The organism is Rugamonas sp. (genome assembly GCF_025354735.1).
Taxonomy (GTDB): Bacteria; Pseudomonadota; Gammaproteobacteria; order Burkholderiales; family Burkholderiaceae_D; genus Rugamonas.
Map to the genome: position 1 here is coordinate 1 of NZ_JANXMI010000291.1, position 16,498 is coordinate 16,498.

The window sequence follows — 16,498 nt, forward strand, 5'->3', positions numbered from 1 at the left end:
GCCTCGGTGTCGTTGGTCACGCGCGACACCAGCTGGCCGGTGATGGCGCGGTCGAAGAAGGCCATCGGCAGGCGCAGCACGTGGCCGTAGACGTCCTCGCGCAGGCGCTGCACGGAGCGCATCGCCAGCCCGGCCAGGCGCACCAGTTGCAGGTAGCGCAAGCCGCTGGCGACCCAGCCGGTCAGCAGCATCCCCGTCAACAGGGCGATCATGCGCGGCCAGTCGAGCACGCGCGGCAGCAGGTGTTCGTCGATCAGCGCCTTGCCCATGATGGGACCGAGCACTTCGAGCGCGGCCGCGAGCACCAGCCACAGCACGGCCCAGACCAGGTGGTGCCGGTCCGGCAGCGCGGCCCGCCGCAGCAGGGAAACGGCTTGCCGGGTCTGGCGCCGGGCCGAGGTTTCGTCGGGCTTAGAGAGCATCGAGGGTCGCTTCCAGTTGTTGATAGCGCCATTGGCTGGCGTACCAGCCGTCTTGTTCGAGCAGCTGGGCGTGGCTGCCGGTTTCGCTGATGCGGCCGGCGCGCAGCACCACGATCAGGTCGGCGTTGACGACGGCGCTCAGGCGGTGGCTGGCGATGATGGCGCTGCGCCCGCCGCGCTGCGCGCGCAGTTCTTCGAGGTGTTGCAGGATGCGCGTTTCGGTGCCGGTGTCGACGGCAGAGAGGGCGTCGTCGAGCAGCAGCAAATCGTTATCGGCCAGCAGCGCGCGGGCGATGGCGACGCGCTGGCGCTGGCCGCCCGAGAGCGTGATGCCGCGCTCGCCGACCAGGGTGTCGTAGCCGTTCTGGAATTGCAGTATGTCGTCGTGGATGGCGGCCAGGTGGGCGGCCCGGTCCACTTCGGCGCGGGTGGCGTCGGGCCGCGCCAGGGCGATGTTGTCGGCGATGGTGGCCGAGAACAAAAAGGACTCTTGCGGCACCCAGCTGATGGCGGCGCGCAGCGTGCGCAGGGCGTAGGCGTCGAGCGCGTGGCCGGACCAGCGCACGGCGCCCGTTTGCGCGGTCAGCTGGCGCAGCAGCACGCGCAGCAGCGTCGACTTGCCGCTGCCGGTGGGGCCGACCAGGCCCAGGGTCTGGCCCGGCTGCACCGTCAATGTCACGTCGGCCAGCGCCGGCACGCCCTGGCCGGGATAGGCGTAGCCGAGCTGGCTCACCGTCAGCGCGCCCGGCGCCAGCGCGGCCAGCGTGCCGTGGTCGTCGATCGCCAGCGGCGCCTCCAGCAGCGGTTGCAAACGGGCCCAGGCGGCGCGGCCGCGCTCGATCAGCGACAGCACCCAGCCGGCCGCGAACATCGGCCAGATCAGCTGTCCCAGATACATGGTGAAGCTGGTCAGCGCGCCTATGGTCAGCTGGTGTTGCCAGACCAGATAGCCGCCCAGGCCGAAGGTCAGCGCGCTGGCGGCCGTCAGCGTCAGGCCGACGGCCGGCTCGTAAGCCGCCTCCCAGCGCTGCGCGCTCAGGCTGGCGTCGGCCGCGTGGCCGGCCAGCGCGGCGAACTGCACGCCGCTGCGCCGCTCCAGTCCCAGCGCGCGCAGCGTGCGCACGCCCGACAGCGTTTCCTGGACATGGTCGTTGAGGGCGCTGAAGCGTTGCAGCGAATCGGTCGACGCCGTGTGGATGTGGCGGGAAATGCGCCAGAACGCCAGCGCCATCAAGGGGAAGGGCAGCAGCGCCACGGCGGCCAGGCGCCAGTCGACGCCGAGCAGCATCACGCCCAGCACCATCACCAGCGTCAGCGAGCCATCGAAGCCGGCCAGCATGGCCTCGCCGGCCGCCATTTCAATGGCGTCGATATCGTTGGTGCCCAGCGCCATCAGGTCGCCGGTGCGCTGCTGCTGGTAGAAGGCCGGGCCTTGCAGCGACAGGCGCGCGTAAAAGCGGGTGCGCAGCGACACGCCCAGTTGATAGGCGGCGGCGAACAGGGTCTGGCGCCAGCCGACGCGCAGGAAATAGATGGCCGCGCCGATCAGCAGCAGGCCGCCGATGTGCAGCAGCAGCTGGTGGCCGGACAGGCGGTGGGCGGCCAGGCCGTCGATCATGGCGCCGACCTGGCGCGGGACCCAGACGCCGAGCACGGCGACGCCGGCCAGCATCGCGCCCGCCGCCGCGTAAGCGCCGCGATGCTGGCGCACGAAGCCGCCGATTAGCCGCGATAAACTCATGACACTCCTTGCGGTGGTGGCGCGCACAGGCGCAATGCCGCGCACGGTTGTGGCCCGCTAGGATACAGCAAGCGCCGCTTTTGCGCGAACGGGAGGGGAGTCGGGGTGGGAGAGCGGGGAAGGCGGGCAGGCGGAATGTGGGAGCGCGGTGATGCGAGTTTCAGCGAGGACGGGGTCAGACCACGGTTTCGAATGAATCTCTCGAAACCGTGGTCTGACCCCGCTGGCCGCCGCCGTCCGCATGACGGCGCAGATTTATTTCTTGGATTTGCCGCCGCCCAGCATATCGAGCTGCTTGCCCTGCTGGGGTTTGGCGGCGTTCCTGATCGGCGCGGCGACCGATTTGAGCGCGACCGATTTGGCGGTCGGGAAGCTGACGGCCCCAGGCTTGGCGGCCGGCGATTTTGGCGCCGGCGCCGCTGCCGGTTTCGCCGTGGCGGCCGGCTTGTTCACCGCAACCGAGGGCACCGGCGCGGCCGATTTGCTCACCACCGGGGCTGGCTTTGCCGCCGCTGCTGGCTTGGCCGCTACGGCCGGCGGGACGGCGACGGCGACCTGCGGCGTCGCGACCGGCGCGGCGGCCGGATGTTCCGCCGCCGGCTTCTCGATCAGCTGCGTGACCGCGACGGCCACCGGCGTCGGCGCGGTGGCCGGCTTGGCTTTGGCGATGGCCTTGGCCGCCGCTTTCGGCGCTGCCGCCGGCGCCGCAATCGCTTCGTTGGCCGAGGCCGCACCGGCAGCGACCACCGGCGGCGTAACCGGCGGTGTCGCCTGCGACTTCGCCGCTGGTTGCGCCACTTCTTGCTTGACTTCATGCACCACTGCTTGCGTCACGCCCTGCTGCGCATCCCGCACCTGCGCGACGCCGCCGGCGAGCGCCTTGACCACCGGCACACCGTCCCCGATGCGATCCCTGGCGCTGGCCAGCAGCTCGGCCTGCGCGCTGCTGGCGATGCTGAGCAACTGGCGGCTGTAGGCGAACACGTGCTCGAAATTGGGCGTCTGGCTGCTGACGCTGAAGAATTCCTGCGGGTCTTTCGCTTCGAGCAGCTGGCGCGCCGCCGCCGACGATTTTTCCACCGAAGCCTTGGTGGTGCTGATGTTCAGCGCGAGCACTTTTTGCGCGCTTTCGACGGCCTTGCTGGCCAGATTGTTGAAGATGCCGAACTGCGCTTCCAACTGCGATTTCGTGACTGCGGAAAACTGTTCTGTGATTGAAAACATGGTTTCTCCTGGTACGATTAAAATGCTGGCACAGGCGGCGACCGCGCACGGGGCTGTGTCATTATATTGCGCTGCAATAAGTCATTCTAGCGGCGATTGTCAAGCTTGGAAAGTTATTTTTCCAGCCATTATCGCGCCGTCTTAACATTCTGCAATTCGGCGTCGTGCCGATTTGCGCGCGGCTTGATGTGGCGCAAGCTTGTGGCGGGCCGGGCGACGCCGTGGCCCACCGCCGCGCCGTCTTTTTTTTCATTATTAATGCACTGCAACATACGAATCCTGTCATCATGGCCATCAAATTGAGTAAAGAAGTCGAGCAACGCCTGCTGGCGTCGATCCAGCGTTATTGCGGCGAAAACATGGACGAGGAGGTCGGCGAGTTGAAGGCCAGGTTGCTGCTCGATTTTTGTTTGCGCGAAATCGGTCCCTCTGTCTACAATCAAGCCATCGTCGACGCGCAGGGCGCGATGCAGGACAAGATCGCCGAAGTCGAAACGGTCTGCTACGAAACCGAATTCGCCTACTGGAAAAAATAACCGGGAGTTGGCCATGGATGCAGTAATGGATGTGGTGCTGCGCAACGCCACGCTGCCCGACGGCCGCGGCGGCATCGACCTGGCCATCGCGGCCGGCCGCATCGCCGCCGTCGGCCCGGCGCTGCCGCTGCGCGGCGCGCGCGAGATCGACGCCGGCGGCGACCTGGTGTCGCCGCCCTTCGTCGACGCCCATTTCCACATGGACGCCACGCTGAGCTACGGCTTGCCGCGCGTCAACGCCTCCGGCACGCTGCTCGAAGGCATCGCGCTGTGGGGCGAGCTGAAGCCGCAGCTGAGCCAGCAGGCGCTGGTCGAGCGCGCCTTGCAGTATTGCGACTGGGCCGTCGCCCGCGGCCTGCTGGCGATCCGCAGCCACGTCGACATTTGCGACGACCGCCTGCTGGCCGTCGAGGCGCTGCTCGACGTCAAGCGCCAGGTCGCGCCCTACCTCGACCTGCAACTGGTGGCGTTTCCGCAGGACGGGCTGTTGCGCAGCCCGACCGCGTTCAACAACCTCAAGCGCGCCATCGCGCTGGGCGTCGACGTCGTCGGCGGCATCCCGCATTTCGAGCGCACCATGGCCGACGGCGCCGAGTCGGTGCGGCTGCTGTGCGAATTCGCCGCCGGCAAGGACTTGCGCGTCGACATGCACTGCGACGAGTCGGACGATCCGCTGTCGCGCCACATCGAAACGCTGGCCTACGAAAGCAACCGGCTCGGCCTGCACGGCCGGGTGGCCGGCTCGCACCTGACGTCCATGCATTCGATGGACAATTATTATGTCAGCAAGCTGCTGCCGCTGATCCGCGAGGCCGGCGTGGCGGCCATCGCCAATCCGCTGATCAACATCACGCTGCAAGGCCGCCACGACAGCTATCCCAAGCGGCGCGGCATGACGCGGGTGCCGGAGCTGATGGCGGCCGGCGTCACCGTCGCCTTCGGCCACGACTGCGTGATGGACCCGTGGTACAGCCTCGGTTCGGGCGACATGCTGGAAGTGGCGCACATGGGCTTGCACGTGGCGCAGATGACGGGCCAGGACGCGATGCGCGCCTGCTACGCCGCCGTCACCGAACACCCGGCCCGCATCCTCGGCCTGCAGGGCTACGGCCTGGAGGTGGGCTGCCACGCCGACCTGGTGCTGCTCGACGCCGCCAGCCCGGTCGAGGCGATCCGCTTGCGCGCGGCGCGCCGCCTGGTGATGCGGCGCGGCGCCGTCGTCAGCGAGGCGCCGCGCGCGGCGGCGCGGCTGGCCTTGCCGGGCCGGCCCGAGCGGGTGGACTTCCGGCTCGGGCGCTAAGCCGCGTCGCGGCCGGACCGCCAGCGCGGCGCTGGACTTGCACCGCGAAATCCCCGACAATCAAACCTCGCGAAAACGAGCTGGAGCCGCCTTGAAAGACATACAAATCCGTCCCGCCGTGGAAGCCGATTTCGAGCCGATGTGGCTGATCTTCCAGGAACTGATAGCCAGCGGCGACACTTATTATTTCGCCGCCGACACCAGCCGCGACGATTGCCGCGCCTATTGGTTCGGCCCCGGCATCGTCACCCAGGTCGCCGTGCTCAACAATAACGAGCGCCTGCTCGGCATGTATAAGCTGATCGCCAACCAGCGCGACCGCGGCGCCCACGTCGCCAACGCCTCCTTCATGGTCAGTCCGGCCGCGCAGGGCATAGGCATAGGCAAGATGCTGGGACGCCACTGCCTGGCGGCGGCGCGCGAGCTCGGCTACCTGGCCATGCAATTCAATTATGTGGTGAGCAGCAACGTGGCCGCCGTGCTGCTGTGGAGCAAGCTCGGCTTTTCCATCATCGGCACGCTGCCGCGCGCCTACCGCCACCAGCAACTGGGCTTCGTCGACGTCTACGTCATGTACCAGCTGCTCGACGACCCCAACAACTGGCCCGAATGAGCTTGCCCATCCTCGCCACGCCGCGCCTGCGGCTGCGCACCCTGGACCAGGACGACGCCGCCTTTTATCTGGCGCTGATCAACGATCCGAGCTGGCTGCGCTTCATCCCCGACAAGGGCATCCACACGGAGCAGGCCGCGCGCGACGCCATCGCCCAGGGACCGATGCTGATGCAGCGGCAGCTCGGCCATTCCATCTATCTGGTGGAATTGAAGGAAGACGGCCGCGCCATCGGCTTGTGCGGGCTCATCAAGCGCGACCACCTGCCCGCGCCCGACATCGGCTACGGCTTCCTGCCGGCGCACTGGGGCCGCGGTTACGCCGCCGAGGCCGCCGCCGCCGTGCTGGCCTACGCGCGCGACACGCTGGGCTTCGCCTGCCTGCTCGCGATCACCGATCCCGACAACGTCGTCTCCGGCCGCATGCTGACCACGCTGGGACTGCGGCTGACCGATACCGGCGCCGGCGCCGGCGGCCGGCCCACCGACTTTTACCGCATCGATTTCCCGGCCCGCGCCGGCTGAATGTTGCAATGGTGGGAATTGGTGAGTTTTCGCGCGATTGCTTCTGGCGTTTCCGCATGCCGTGGCGCATCATGGCTGGATCGATGCCCCACATTGCGCATCGTCACTACCCTGTAGTGTTCATATAAAAAAGATAATTTGTCTCGGCGCCCACGTCGCCGCCGAGCTTTGTCCATAGATTGAATACTGAATGAAGGGGGAATGCCATGAGACTTGCCGACCTGAAAATCGGGATGCGATTGAGCTTGCTGGGCGGCTTCTTTTTTGTCGCCCTGCTGGTGGTTGCCGGCGGCGCCTGGCAGGCGCTGGGCGCGGCCAACGTCCACAGCAACGAGGCCATGCAGCGTTCGGTCACGCTGTCCGAAGCCATCGACACGGCGCGCGGCGCCCAGGTCGAATTCAAGATACAGGTGCAGGAGTGGAAGGATATCCTGTTGCGCGGCAATGACCCGGCCGCCTTTGACAAATACAGCAAGGCCTTCGTCCAGAGCGGCGAGAGCACCCGCGCCCAGCTGCAAAAGCTGGGCGCCATCCTGGCCCGGCTCAAGATCAGCACGCCGCTGGTCGACGAGGCCATCGCGACCCAGAAGGAACTGGTGGCCAGCTTCCTGGCGGCGCTCAAGCAATACGACGCCGCCAATCCCGAGAGCGACCACATCGTCGACCGCCTGGTCAAGGGCATAGACCGGGCGCCGACCAAGAAGATCGACGACATTGTCGCCTTCATCGCCGAGCAGTCGCACCGCACCATGGCCGAGATGGACGAGGAGAGCGCGGCCGCGCACCGGCGCGCCACCGTCACCATGCTGGCCACGGTGCTGGGCACGCTGGTGATCGGCAGCGTCATCATGGTGTGGCTCACGCGCAGCATCACCGGTCCGCTCGACGCGGCCGTCGGCGTGGCGCAGGCCGTCGCGTCGGGCGATTTGCGCAGCGCCATCGTCGCCGGCAGCCGCGATGAGATCGGCGACCTGCTGCGGGCGCTCAAGCTGATGCAGGACAATCTGTGCCACATCGTCGACGAGGTGCGCCACGGCACGGACACCATCGCCACCGCCTCGGTCGAAATCGCTTCCGGCAATATGGACTTGTCGCGCCGCACCGAAGACCAGGCCAGCTCGCTGCAACAGACCGCCGCCTCGATGATAGAGCTGACCACCACCGTCAAGCAGAACAGCGAGAACGCCAGCGAGGCGTGCCGGCTGGCCGGGACCGCCTCCAGCGTTGCGCTCAAGGGCGGCGCGGCGGTCGGCCAGATGGTGCAGACCATGGGCTCGATCAACGAATCGTCGAAGAAGATCGTCGACATCATCGGCGTCATCGACGGCATCGCCTTCCAGACCAATATCCTGGCGCTGAACGCCGCCGTGGAAGCGGCGCGGGCCGGCGAGCAGGGCCGCGGCTTCGCCGTGGTGGCGTCGGAAGTGCGCAACCTGGCCCAGCGCTCGGCCTCGGCGGCCAGGGAAATCAAGGCGCTGATCGGCGATTCGGTGGACCGGGTCGCGGCCGGCAGCCGGCTGGCCGGCTTGGCCGGCGTGACGATGGAGGAAGTGGTGGCCAGCGTGCAGCGGGTCACCGACATCATCGGCGAAATCTCGCTGGCCAGCAACGAGCAGCGCGACGGCATCGAGCAGATCAGCGTCGCCGTCAGCCACATGGACAGCGTGACGCAGCAGAACGCGGCGCTGGTCGAGCAGGCCGCCGCCGCCGCCGACTCCTTGCAGCAGCAGGCCGCCGTGCTGGCCGAAGCGGTCAGCATCTTCAAGCTGCACGAAACCCGCGCCCACGCCGCGCCACGGCAGCCGGGCCTGGGCCGCGCGCTGCAAGTGCTGGCGCCGATGTAAGCAATGGCGCAGCAAGCGTGCGCCGCGTTCTGACGCAAGCTTGATCTCGCTCAAGCTTCGGCACGAACGCGGCGCCGCCGGTGGGCGCACCCACTATGATTCCTGCTTCTCTCCGCAACGGGACGCGGTTGGCGCCGCCAACGGCTCCCTTCAGGACGAAAAGGGACAGCATGTCGCCCATCCACACCACACTCCGGACTGCCCGACTATCCGCTGCGCGCCGCGTGCGCCGCCGGTCAAGGCGCTGGCCGGCGGCGCCATCGTGCTGCCCGCCAGCGCCATGACCATGACCATGGCGCTGGCGGTGGCCCTGGCGCTGATCGCGGCGTTTTGCGTGCGCGTCCAGCGCGAGGCGCGCCGCCTGCGCGCCGAAGCCGCGCGGCAGGGCCGGGCGCTGGATGCCGCGCGGGCGCTGCTGCAAGTGCTGCCGGACGCCGTGATCGCGCTCGACCCGGCCGGCCGCGTGAGCTATCTGAATCCGCGCGCCGAAACGCTGACCGGCGTGTGCCGCCAGCACGCGCTCGGCCAGCCGCTGGCGGCGCTGCTGAACCTGCAACACGACGGCGTCGGCATCGACCTGGCGCGGCACATCGAAGCTTGCCTGGCGCCGGGCGCGGCCGCCGGCCCGATGCGCGACGCCGCGCTGGGACAGGTGGGCGCGCACACGGAAGTGCAATACGGCTGTTTTGCGCTGCCGAGGGCGGCCGGCGCGGCCGGAACCGGGATCGGAACCGGAACCGGCGGCGAGCACGGCGCCGACAGCGCGCTGCTGCTGGTGCGCGACGTTTCCGAGCGCCGCAGCGCCGAAGCCCGGCTCGAATTCATCGCCCACCACGACGGCCTGACGGGGCTGCCGAACCGGCTGCAATTGCGCATCCAGCTCGACCACGGCATCGCCTATGCGCGCCGCCATGGCTCGCTGCTGGCGGTGCTGTTCGTCGACATCGACGGCTTCAAGGCCATCAACGACAGCCTCGGCCACGACGCCGGCGACCAGGTGCTGACCCAGTTTTCGCAACGCCTGCTGCGCTGCGTGCGCGAAGTCGACACCGTGGCGCGGCAGGGCGGCGACGAATTCATCGTGCTGCTGACCGAGCTGTCGGCGCCGCAGGACGCCGAACGCGTGGCCGAGAAAATCGCCGCCGCCATCGTCGCCCCCTTCGTCGTCGGCGACAGCACGCTGGCGGTGGCGGCCAGCGTCGGCATCGCCCTCTACCCGCACGACGACGAGGACAGCGACGCCCTCATCGAGAAGGCCGACCTGGCCATGTACGCCGCCAAGCAGCGCGGTCCCGGCCTTTGCCAGCGCTTCGCGCCCGGCATGCAGGCCAAGGCCTACACCCGTATGATCCTGGAGACGGCGCTGCGCCACGCGCTCAAACACGAGGAATTCATCCTGACCTATCTGCCCAAGCTCGACCTGAAGCGCCAGGTCATCACCGGCGTCAAGGCGCTGATACGGTGGCAGCACCCGGAACTGGGGCTGGTGATGCCGCTCGACTTCATCCCCATCCTGGAAGACAGCGCGCTGATCGTGCCGGTCGGCGCCTGGGTGCTGGCGACGGCGGTGGCGCAGGCGCGGCGCTGGATCGACCTGGGGCGGTCGCTGACGGTGTCGGTCAACCTGTCGGCGCGCCAGTTCTATCAAAAGGACATCGTCCAGAGTTTCGCCGCCATCTTGCAGCAGGCCGGCGTGCCGGGCCACTACGTCGAACTGGAAATCACCGAGAGCATCCTGATCGACAAGAACCAGAACTGCGAAGCCGTGCTGCGCCAGTTCAAGCAGCTCGGCATGGGGATTTCGATCAGCGATTTCGGCACCGGCTACGCCTCGCTCAACTACCTGCGGCGTTTCCCGGTGGACGTGGTCAAGATCGACAAATGCTTCATCGATGATTTGCGGCGCGGCGGCCAGCGCCGCGCCAACGACCGCGCGACCGACGACGGCGCCATGGTGCGGGCCATCATCGCCATGGCGCACACGCTGAACATGAAGGTCATCGCCGGCGGCATCGAGACCGACGAGCAGCTGGCCCAGCTGACGGCCATGGATTGCGACGAGGCCTTCGGCTTTTGCCTCAGCCGCGCCGTCGCCGCGCACGAAATCGACGCCCTGCTGGCCGGCCGCCTGCGCCAGATCGAGCTGGTCACGCCGGACTGAGGCCGGCCGCTTAGCGCGGCTCCGGCTGCGGCCCCCGCGCGCCGAAGAACCACAGCAGCGGCAGATGCACGCGCGCCGCCCATGACTTTTCGTTGTGGGCGCCGCCTTCCATCGTATGGAAATACAGGTCGGCGCCGGGCCGGTAGCCCGCGGACAGCAGGGCGTCGCGCATCGCGATGGTGTCGTCGAGACCGTCGTTGTCGGTGCCGGCGTCGAGGTAGATGCGCACCGGCACGCGCGGCGCCGCCGGCGGAATTGGCGGAATTGGCGTGACGGGCGTGACGGGCGTCACCCGGCTTACCATGCTGCGCCCGTTCCACCAGAACGAACCCGACAGGCTGGCCGCCATCGAGAACACGTCGGGATGGCGCTGGGCGATATCGACCGAGGCGATGCCGCCCAGCGACGATCCCATGATCGCCGTGTGTTCGCGTCCGGCTTCGGTGCGCAGCGTGCGGTCGACATAGGGCTTGACGGTGTCGAGTATGAAGCGCTCGTAGGCGTCGAGCTTGCCGCCGCCGTGTTTCGGGTCGCAGCACGGCGTGTATTCGGCGATGCGGTCGGCGGTGTTGTCGATGCCGACCACGATGGCCGGCTCGATCGCGCCGTCGGCGATCAGGCGGTCCATGGTCTGCGCCATGCCCCACTCGACGCCGTAGGTGGCGGTGGCGGCATCGAACAGGTTTTGCCCGTCGTGCATAACAGCACCGGATAGCGTTGCCGCGCATGGGTGGCGTAGCCGGGCGGCAGATAGATGCGCAGCGCCCGGCTGTTGTGCAACTGCGGCGATGCGAACTTGTCGACGATGACGACGCGGCCGGCCGTAGCCGTAGCCGCAGCCGCAGTCGTAGTCGTAGTCGTAGCCGCAGTCGTAGTCGTAGTCGTAGCCGCAGCCGGTTTCAGTTCCAGTATCAGCGCCGAGCGCGCCGGCAATCTCAGCTGACCGTCCAGCGCATAGCTCGCGCCGCTGAGCACATCGACGCCGCTGGCGACGCCGTCGAGCATCTCGTGGAAGCGGGCCGTCGGCAACACCGTCTCGGTGGCGTTCTTGTTCAGCGCCACCATCACCTTGTGCGTGCCGTCGTAGCGGAAATAAACATAGGTGTTTTGCTCCGGCCCGTAATGCATGGTCTTGCCGTGATGGATCACCGGCTGCGCCTTGCGCCAGTTGAGCAGCTTCTTCAGCATCGCCTGCGCTTCCCGCTGCTGCGCGCTGAGTCCCGCGCCGGTGAAGGCGTTGACGGCGTCGCCCTGCCAGCCGCCCGGAAAATCGCGCCGGTATGACGCGTCGTCGCGCTCCTTGACCGAGCTCGTCATCAGGATTTCGGTGCCGTAATACAGCTGCGGTATGCGCGGCGCCGTCAGCACATAAGCCATCGCCATCTTGAACAAGCCGATATCCTCGTTGAGCACGCTGAAGATGCGCGCCATGTCGTGATTGCCCTCGAACAGCACCATATTGTCCGCGTGCGGATACAGATAATCCTGCGACAGCGTTTCGTATAAATTGTTCAGACTGTTTTCATCGCCGTCCCTGGCGGCCAGCGCCCGGCGCAGCGTGTCGTTGAGCGGGAAGTCCATCATGGCCGGCATGTGCGACACGAAACCGTCGAAGTTGCGCTTGCCCTCCAGCCAGCGCGACACCACCGGAATGCTGGTGCTCCACTCTTCGCCGACCAGGTTGAGCCGCGGATATTCGGCCATGATGCGGCGCGTCCACTCGGCCAGGAAAGGTCCGTCCGAATAGCTGTAGGTATCGACGCGCAAGCCGGCCAGGCCGGCATATTCGATCCACCAGATATTATTTTGTATCAGGTAATTGGCCAGGTAGGGATTGCGCTGGTTCAGGTCGGGCATGTTTTCGACGAACCAGCCGGCGGTGAAATTCTCCTTATCCTCGGCCGAGCCGTACGGATCTTGCACGGCCGCGCGGTGATGCGTGGTCGGCACGAACTTGCCGTGATAGTTGATCCAGTCCCTGCTCGGCAGGTCGCGCATCCACCAGTGGCCGCTGCCGATGTGATTGAGCACCACGTCCTGGATCACGCCCAGCCCGCGCACCCGCGCCTGCGCCACGAAGCGGCGGTAGTCCTCGTTGCTGCCGTAGCGCGGATCGATGCGGTAGTGGTCGGTGGTCGCGTAGCCGTGATAGGACACCTTCGGCATGTCCGACGTCAGCATCGGCGTCGGCCAGATCACGGTGTAACCCATGTCGGCCACGTAATCGAGATGGTCTATCATGCCCTGGAGATCGCCGCCGTGGCGGCCGGAGCCGTCGGCGCGGTCTAGCTTGTCGCTCAGGCCGGCCACGCTGTCGTTGCCCGCATCGCCGTTGGCAAAGCGGTCCGGCATCACCTCATAAATCGCATCGCTGCTGTTGAAGCCGACGCGCTGCGCCGAGCCGGACACCCGCGCTTGCAGCACATAGGGATGGTGCAGCACCTCGGCGCCGTGCCGGAATTGCAGGTCGAGCCGGCCCGGCGCCGCCGTCGCGCCTATCTCCAGGTCGACGAACAGGTAATTCGGGTTGCTCACCCGCGCCACCGACGTGATGCGCACGCCCGGATAATTAAGCGCCGGCTCCAGTTCACCCATGTGTTGCCCGTGCACCATCAGCTGCAAGGTCTGCGACCGCATGCCGGTCCACCAGCTCGCCGGTTCCAGATGATCGATGCGGTGCTCCTGCGCCCGCGCCGGCGTTGCCGTCAGCAACAAGGCGGGCAGCGCCAGCAGGCTGGCCCAGATTTTTTTCATTGTTATCTCCTTTGTAGCTATGCCGTAGTCAGGCTACATATTGTTTTTGGTATCGATAATCGCGAAACCATATCGGTGCTGGGTAAATCTATGGTAAGGAATGCTACAGGTGCAAGAAAACTGTCGTTTTCTCCTGCTTTTACCGCTAAAGTTCTGTCACGTAACACTAGTTTTAGTACAAATTTGGTTCCAGCCGAACTTTATCCGCGCTGTTTATTGTCGCCGGCGGTGGTAATCGGGGAGCAAACGGGCCGTGCGAACAGGTTTTTTCCAAAAAATCCTCCAATGTGTCAAAGTTTTGTTGCGAACTGTAACTCTCGGATTGGTGCTTATTGTAGTTGTACTACAGCTTCCAGCGACAGGGAATGTATCTGAAATACAACGTGGTGGCGCTTTTCGTGGCTTTAAGGGGTATGAGCAGGCATTTAAAGCTCAGGTCTGCCTGATCTGTAATTGACACTGAATCTAGTTTTAGTACAAAATTTGCTTAGAACGTCTTTAGAACGTTGCATTTCTTGGGTCCCGTGGTGCCGATACAGCCGACGACAGGTTGGGTTTGCGGGAATTGAATTTTGATAAGTGAGGGGACATTAATGAAACATATCGCACACCAGCGAGGCATCAGCACGCCGCGTACTTACATCGCTTTCAAGCTCAATCCAGTGGCGGCCAGCTGCGCCATGCTGCTGGCGGCGCTCGCCGCGTCCGCTCCTCTGTCCGCCGACGCCCAGGAAGCCGCCGTCGCCGCTTCGGCCGCCGAGCCCGTCGTGCAGTCCGTCACCGTGTCCGGTATCCGCCGCGGCATCGAAGCGGCCATCGCGGTCAAGAAGGATGCCACCTCCATCGTCGAAGCCATTTCCGCCGAGGACATCGGTAAATTGCCGGACACCAGCATCGCCGAATCGATCGCCGCCTTGCCGGGCCTGACCGCGCAATACGTCGGCGGGCACGCCAACCTCATCAGCATTCGCGGCTTTTCGCCCGACCTCGGCGGCACGCTGCTGAACGGCCGCGAACTGGCCAGCACCGGCGACAGCCGCACCATCAGCTACGACGATTTCCCGTCCGAACTGATGGCCGGCGTGGTCGTCTACAAAACGCCGGACGCCGGCCTCGTCGCGCAGGGCCTGTCGGGCACCGTCGACATGCAGACCATCGACCCGCTGGCCTTCGCCAGCCGCGTCATCACCGTCAACGGCCGCAAGGAGCACGACGGCACCGGCCCGCAGCGCGGCTCCGGCAGCCGCACCAGCCTGTCCTACGTCGACCAGTTCTTCGACCGCAAGGTCGGCGTCGCCATCGGCTTCGCCCGCACCTCCGACAAGAGCGGCGCCATCCAGAGCTTCAATTCCTGGGGTTCGGGCACGACCAGCTACAACGGCCGCAACGTGACGATTCCGTACAGCGGCTTCAACGCCGAGACCGACATCACCACCGAGCGCCGCGACGGCGCCATGGCCGTGCTGGAATTCCGTCCGAACAAGGACTTCACCAGCACCGTCGACATCTTCTACTCGAAGTACGACCAGACCAAGGCCGAGCGCCTGATCCAGGCCTCGCTCAACAACACCAACAGCAACACCTACGACCTGCCCACGTATCTGAGCAACGCCGTCGTCGACGGCAACGGCAATGTGCTCAGCGGCACGATCAACAATGTGCGCGCCGTCGTGCGCACCGAGCCCATCATTTACAACGACAAGGTCAATTCCATCGGCTGGAAAAACATCTGGACGCTGTCGCCGGACTGGAAACTGCTGGGCGACATTTCGCACTCGAAAGCGACCCGCATCGAAAACGACCAGGAAATCTACGCCGGCACCGTCGGCCTGGCCGGCCAGCCGGGCGTGCTGGGCAGCATCGGCTTCGCCGCCGGCAGCCACAACCTGACCTCCAGCATCAACTACGCCGATCCGAGCATCATCAAGATTGTCGATTCGCAAGGCTGGGGCGGCGGTCCCGACGTGCCGCAAGCCGGTTACGACAAGGGCCCGCACGTGACCGACAAGGTCGACGCGCTGCGCCTGGGCGCCACCTACACGCTGCCGGAAAACCGCTGGTTCAGCAGCCTCGACTTCGGCGCCAACTACACCAAGCGTTCCAAGACCCGCGTCGACAACGAATACCTGCTGCAAGTGCCGGGCGGTCCCTACGCGGCCCTGGCCGAACCGGGCGGCTACAGCGCCTCGGCCGGCGACAGCGGCTTGAACATGCTGACCTTCAACGCCGTCGGCGTGATTCCCGGCCTGTACTACAACCAGAAATTCCACTCCGACATCTACAACAAGAACTGGATCGTCGACGAGCGCGTCAGCACCGGCATGGCCAAGCTGAACATCGACTCCGAACTGGCCGCCGTGCCGGTCAAGGGCAACCTCGGCCTGCAAGTGGTGCACGCCTCGCAAAGTTCAGGCGCCTACGCGGCCGACATCGACGGCAGCTTGTTCAATTCGCCGGTGATCCCCATCAGCACCGGCGCCAGCTATTACAAAGTGCTGCCCAGCCTGAACCTGGTGGGCGACTTCGGCAACCAGAACTTCCTGCGCTTCGCGCTGGCCCGTGAAATGCAGCGTCCCAATATGATCGACATGCGCGCCAGCACGGCGTTCTCGGTCAACAACGCGCAGGGCGGCATCTACAGCGGCAGCGGCGGCAATCCCACGCTCAAGCCCTGGGTCGCCGACGGCGTCGACTTGTCGTTCGAAAAATATTTCGGCACCAAGGGTTACTTCTCGGCCGCCGCCTTCTTCAAGCGCCTCGACACCTACGTCGTCAACTACACCAACTTCAGCTACGACTTCACGTCGGCCATCCAGCCGGGCACGCCGAAGGCGCCGTCGAACATCGGCTACTTCACCGAGCCGACCAACGGCGCCGGCGGCCGCCTGTACGGCATCGAACTGTCGGCCTCGATGCCCTTCGAGTTGCTGTGGAAACCGCTCGACGGCTTCGGCGCCCAGGCCAGTTTCTCGCTGACCAACAGCTCGATCGCCGTGCCGGACAACATCCCCGGCCAGAGCGCCGCCTCGATGACCTTGCCCGGCCTGTCCAAGCAAGTCGCCTCGGCCGCCTTCTACTACGAGAAGTACGGCTTCCAGGCCCGCATCGCCGACACCTACCGTTCCGATTCCGTCGGCACCATCGAAGGCTTCGGCGGCGACCTCGGCTACGCGCAGATCAAGGCCAACCTGCACCTGAGCGCGCAAGTGCAGTACGAGTTCCAGGGCGGTCCGGCAAAAGGCTTGACCTTGCTGGTCCAGGGGAATAACCTTGCCGATGCGCCGGAGATCCACTACGTCGGCACCCGCAGCAATGAAACGCAGCACACCACCTACGGCCGCACCTTGTACTTCGGTATCAACTACAAGATGTAAGCGCG

The 16,498-nt window shown here is 66.0% G+C and carries 12 protein-coding genes; 7 read left to right on the forward strand and 5 right to left on the reverse strand.

Annotated features, from left to right (window positions below):
* The 3 genes from Q0S71_RS23690 to Q0S71_RS23700 form a co-directional block, all read right to left on the reverse strand.
* Positions 1–422 (reverse strand): ABC transporter transmembrane domain-containing protein (locus tag Q0S71_RS23690; protein WP_296001238.1); only part of this gene is annotated, 422 nt, incomplete at its 3' end.
* Positions 412–2,163, reverse strand: coding sequence for an ATP-binding cassette domain-containing protein (locus Q0S71_RS23695; protein ID WP_296001240.1), 1,752 nt, complete (start codon positions 2,161–2,163; stop codon positions 412–414). The genes Q0S71_RS23690 and Q0S71_RS23695, both read right to left, overlap by 11 nt.
* A gap of 255 nt (positions 2,164–2,418) precedes the next feature.
* Positions 2,419–3,387, reverse strand: a complete 969-nt coding sequence (locus Q0S71_RS23700; protein ID WP_296001241.1) for a phasin family protein — start codon at positions 3,385–3,387, stop codon at positions 2,419–2,421.
* A gap of 287 nt (positions 3,388–3,674) precedes the next feature.
* On the opposite strand from Q0S71_RS23700, the gene Q0S71_RS23705 reads away from it, so the two are divergent.
* From Q0S71_RS23705 to Q0S71_RS23730, 6 genes are all read left to right on the forward strand, one after another.
* A complete protein-coding gene (locus tag Q0S71_RS23705) occupies positions 3,675–3,923 on the forward strand; it encodes a DUF2164 domain-containing protein (protein WP_296001243.1) in 249 nt (82 codons plus the stop codon).
* A gap of 25 nt (positions 3,924–3,948) precedes the next feature.
* Entirely contained in the window at positions 3,949–5,223 is a 1,275-nt protein-coding gene (locus tag Q0S71_RS23710) for an amidohydrolase family protein (protein WP_296001291.1), read from the forward strand.
* A 91-nt stretch (positions 5,224–5,314) separates the two neighbouring features.
* On the forward strand, positions 5,315–5,836 hold the full coding sequence (locus Q0S71_RS23715; protein ID WP_296001246.1) for a GNAT family N-acetyltransferase: 522 nt from the start codon (positions 5,315–5,317) through the stop codon (positions 5,834–5,836).
* Positions 5,833–6,360: a GNAT family N-acetyltransferase gene (locus tag Q0S71_RS23720; protein ID WP_296001248.1), complete on the forward strand. Its 528-nt coding sequence runs from the start codon at positions 5,833–5,835 to the stop codon at positions 6,358–6,360. Before Q0S71_RS23715 ends, Q0S71_RS23720 begins: the two co-directional genes overlap by 4 nt.
* 206 nt (positions 6,361–6,566) lie before the next feature.
* Complete coding sequence (locus Q0S71_RS23725) at positions 6,567–8,204, forward strand: methyl-accepting chemotaxis protein (protein WP_296001250.1); 1,638 nt, start codon at positions 6,567–6,569, stop codon at positions 8,202–8,204.
* A 40-nt stretch (positions 8,205–8,244) separates the two neighbouring features.
* On the forward strand, positions 8,245–10,365 hold the full coding sequence (locus tag Q0S71_RS23730; protein ID WP_296001251.1) for an EAL domain-containing protein: 2,121 nt from the start codon (positions 8,245–8,247) through the stop codon (positions 10,363–10,365).
* Between the two features lie 10 nt (positions 10,366–10,375).
* On the opposite strand, the gene Q0S71_RS23735 is transcribed toward Q0S71_RS23730, so the two are convergent.
* Both Q0S71_RS23735 and Q0S71_RS23740 read right to left on the reverse strand, forming a co-directional pair.
* Complete coding sequence (locus tag Q0S71_RS23735; protein WP_296001253.1) at positions 10,376–11,065, reverse strand: alpha/beta hydrolase-fold protein; 690 nt, start codon at positions 11,063–11,065, stop codon at positions 10,376–10,378.
* The gene (locus tag Q0S71_RS23740) at positions 10,981–13,119 is read right to left on the reverse strand and encodes a glycoside hydrolase family 13 protein (RefSeq protein ID WP_296001255.1); all 2,139 of its coding nucleotides are present in this window, start codon (positions 13,117–13,119) and stop codon (positions 10,981–10,983) included. The genes Q0S71_RS23735 and Q0S71_RS23740 overlap by 85 nt, the downstream gene beginning before the upstream one ends.
* A 593-nt stretch (positions 13,120–13,712) precedes the next feature.
* Between Q0S71_RS23740 and Q0S71_RS23745 the strand changes: the two genes are divergently transcribed.
* Entirely contained in the window at positions 13,713–16,493 is a 2,781-nt protein-coding gene (locus tag Q0S71_RS23745) for a TonB-dependent receptor (protein WP_296001257.1), read from the forward strand.
* Positions 16,494–16,498 lie beyond the last annotated feature (5 nt).